This is a genomic window from Rhodonellum psychrophilum GCM71 = DSM 17998 (genome assembly GCF_000381545.1).
Classification (GTDB): Bacteria; Bacteroidota; Bacteroidia; order Cytophagales; family Cyclobacteriaceae; genus Rhodonellum; species Rhodonellum psychrophilum.
Genome location: NZ_KB906697.1, coordinates 9,463 through 12,850 on the forward strand (window position 1 = coordinate 9,463; position 3,388 = coordinate 12,850).

The following is a 3,388-nucleotide window of genomic DNA, read 5'->3' on the forward strand; positions in this document are numbered from 1 at the left end:
ATCTGCGGTTTTTGGCAGGCATCGGAGAGCGTGAAGAAAATGAGTTAGCTCACGAAGGTTCACCGAGTGAGATCCACTCATTTTTAGCTCGCAGATGCCAGACAAAAATCAAATTGGAAGGAAATCATTATGTTGGATAAACACCCGCCCCAATTTGAAGAAGAGATATCAGCCTTGATTTTTTGGTTACTTTTTCATCAAGGAAAAAGTGACAAAGAACAAAAATTGCGATTAATGACAACCACCTGCTTTGGCGAAAAACCTTCGGGATTCAATCTTTTTCTTTAGCCAAAAAGAAACAATCATGACATTCCAATTCCCACGGGTTCCACCCGCGGCTAATCAAGGTTGAAGTCCTTCAGACTTCGCTGATATTGGACGGTAAGGGAGAGACTTGATGCACCCCGAAACTGACCGCATCAGCGTAAGGAACCGGTCTACACCGGTTCCGATTACCCGATTATTCCCTATCCTTTTTAATAAGATTCCGCATCTACCTTTACTTTCCCCCAGAAGGTCCTATAAACAAAAAAGCTATACAGCAAGACCAAGGGGCCTCCAACAGCCACAAATCCCATCATGATCTTCAACGTTTTGGTGGAAGCCGCGGCATTGTAAATGGTAATGCTGTTTGCTTCGATTCCACTCGAAAGCAAAAGCCTTGGAAAGAGTTCAAAGGCCACCAGGACAAACAACAAGGCAATGGTCAAGCTTGTGAAGATAAATGCCCAGCCGTATTTCTTCTTACTAACCAACCTCGGGACATTGGCGATGCTGAGGAATACCAACAAAGGAACCACAAACAAGGCTTGATTTTCACGGAATACCTCAGAGAGGTGCGTCACATAGAGCAGCGTATACACAGTGGTGATGAGATAGGAAACGATGAAAAAGATGATCCCCTTCTTCAATAGATCCTGCAATCGGTCGTATAATTTGCCTTCGGTTTTCAACAATAAATAGATCCCACCATGCATCATAAAAAGAGCCAGACTGGTGATGCCGACAAGAATGGAAAATGGATTGAGAAACTCAAAAAAGCCTCCTCCGATATACTCGTAATTTTCATCCAGCGGCATTCCGTTGAGCACATTCCCGACCACCACACCGAGAAGAACCGCCAGCATGATGCTGGATATAGAGTAGCTCCAATCCCACATCTTTCGCCACCATGGCATTTCTTCCATATTTCTGAACTTGATGGAAATGCCCCTAAAGATGATAAAGAGGAGAAAAAGGATAAACGGTGTGTACATGGCTGACAAAAGTGTCCCGTAAAACACCGGGAATCCGGCAAACAAGGTTCCCCCTCCGATGACCAACCAGACTTCGTTGCCATGCCAGGTCGGGTCAATCGCTTTTAAGGCGATTTCCCTGCTTTTGTTTTGTCTGAAAAACATGTGCCAGGCACCAGCCCCAAAATCGAAACCATCCAAGATGGCATAACCCGAGAAAAGCCCACCTACAACCAAAAACCACCATGTTGGATAATCCAAGCCTAAGAACGTTTCCATATTATTTGTTTATATCGTTTAACACTACTCCGGCGATTGCCTTGTTCAGTGATCCTTCATCATAATTTTCCTCATCGTAGGGCCCATTTTTTATTCCCTTGTTCATCAAGTAAATAAACAGCAGCAGCAAGATGGAGTATACGATGAAAAACAAAATCAGTGAAAACAACACCTGGTTGGCCTGAACGCTTTTGGACAAAGCGTCGGAGGTTCTCAACAAACCATAAACCACCCAAGGCTGTCTGCCCATTTCTGCGGCAAACCAACCGAACTGATTGGCCAATTGTGGCAAAATAGCCGTAAAAACAAAGGTCCAAAGCAGCCATTTTTTCTCAAATAACTTTCCTCTTTTCCATTGCCACATGGCAAAAAGACTTAGGGCAATCAAAAACATGCCAATCGCCACCATCAAATGGTAAAACTGAAATACCGCATTCACCTGGGAAGGCCGATCCTCCTCGGGAAAAGCATTCAGACCGGTCACGGGGGTTTCGAAATCCTGATGAAGCATAAAAGACAGTCCACCTGGAATTTTTAAACCCGTCACTTTCTGGTTTTCTTTGTCCACCCAACCCATCAAATACAGATCACCCGGAGCCTCGGCATCAAAATGGCCTTCAAATGCGGCCAATTTAGCAGGTTGATTCACGGCAACCCCTTCCGCAGAGCTATGGCCTGTAAACAGTTGGGCCAATGAACTGATCGTGGCAACGACTAAGGTGATCTTGAAGGCCTTCTTCGAAATCTCTACATAGCGCCCCTTGAGGATATAATACGCATGCACACTCAGGATCAAAAACGAACCGGCCAGGAAAGCGCCCAACCACACATGTGTCAGCCGGTCCACCGAAGATGGATTGAACACCATGGCCCAAAAGTCGACGATTTCAGCCCTGGCCTGCATCCCTTCCCCAACGATATGGTATCCGGTTGGCGTCTGCTGCCAGGAGTTGGCGACGACAATCCAAACCGCGGAAAACATCGATCCCAGAAATACCCCAAGCGTCGCCACTAGGTGTACCCAGGGTTTCACCCTGTTCCAGCCAAACAGTAAAACGCCCAATGCACTGCTTTCCAGTGCAAAGGCAAAAATGCCCTCGGCAGCCAGTGCGCTGCCAAAAATATCACCCACATATCTGGAATAGGTTGCCCAGTTGGTGCCAAACTCAAATTCCATCACGATGCCGGTCACCACACCGATCCCAAAAGTGATCGCGAAGATCTTGGTCCAGAACTTGGCCAAGACCTCGTACTGTTTATTTTTGGTGCGGATATAGAGACTTTCGAAGACCACCATCAGCAGTCCTATGCCAATGCTGAGTGGGGGATAGATGTAATGAAAGGCAATGGTAAATGCAAATTGTACTCTGGAGAGAATTTCAACGTCCATAAGAAGATTATTTGTGCGAAGCTAAAACCTTAAGGAAAACCCCGGCGTGACCGGGGTCACGTTTGCCGGGATTCAGCCGGGATCGACAATATAAATTACAGGTTTTTTTTTCCAAAAAAATCAAATTGGTCCCGTAAAATTGGACATTCCTCTTACCTGATTGTCTATTGATTGACGGATGGGGATTTTCTGAAAAAAATTGTCCCTTGCAGATATTTATGGGGTGGGGCTTGGGTTTCTTCGCCAACGAAAGAAAGTGCGAATTTCTATTTGTCCCTAGGTTTCATCTTGGGCCATTCAAGGTTGAATCCCTTCAGGCTTCGCTGATATTTAACGTTAAGTAGAGAAGGAGTGGTCTGTGGGGAGAGAGGCCAAGGGTGTGGAATTATCACTAAACTTCCCTCGGACGTGGGGAGGAGGAAATTGGACCGAGCCGGCGTGGGCCAAGGGCGGAGGAGGATTCCAATTTCTTGGCCTTTTGGTT

2 protein-coding genes are annotated in these 3,388 nt (G+C 46.1%); both read right to left on the bottom strand.

Translation table 11 applies throughout. The features are described from left to right. Window positions 1–476: 476 nt before the first annotated feature. Entirely contained in the window at window positions 477–1,514 is a 1,038-nt protein-coding gene (gene cydB / locus F824_RS0123400; protein WP_019600373.1) for a cytochrome d ubiquinol oxidase subunit II, read from the bottom strand. 1 nt (window position 1,515) lies between these two features. Next, window positions 1,516–2,904 carry a cytochrome ubiquinol oxidase subunit I gene (locus tag F824_RS0123405; protein WP_019600374.1) on the bottom strand — a complete coding sequence of 463 codons (1,389 nt, stop codon included), beginning with the start codon at window positions 2,902–2,904 and terminating at the stop codon, window positions 1,516–1,518. Window positions 2,905–3,388: the final 484 nt, after the last annotated feature.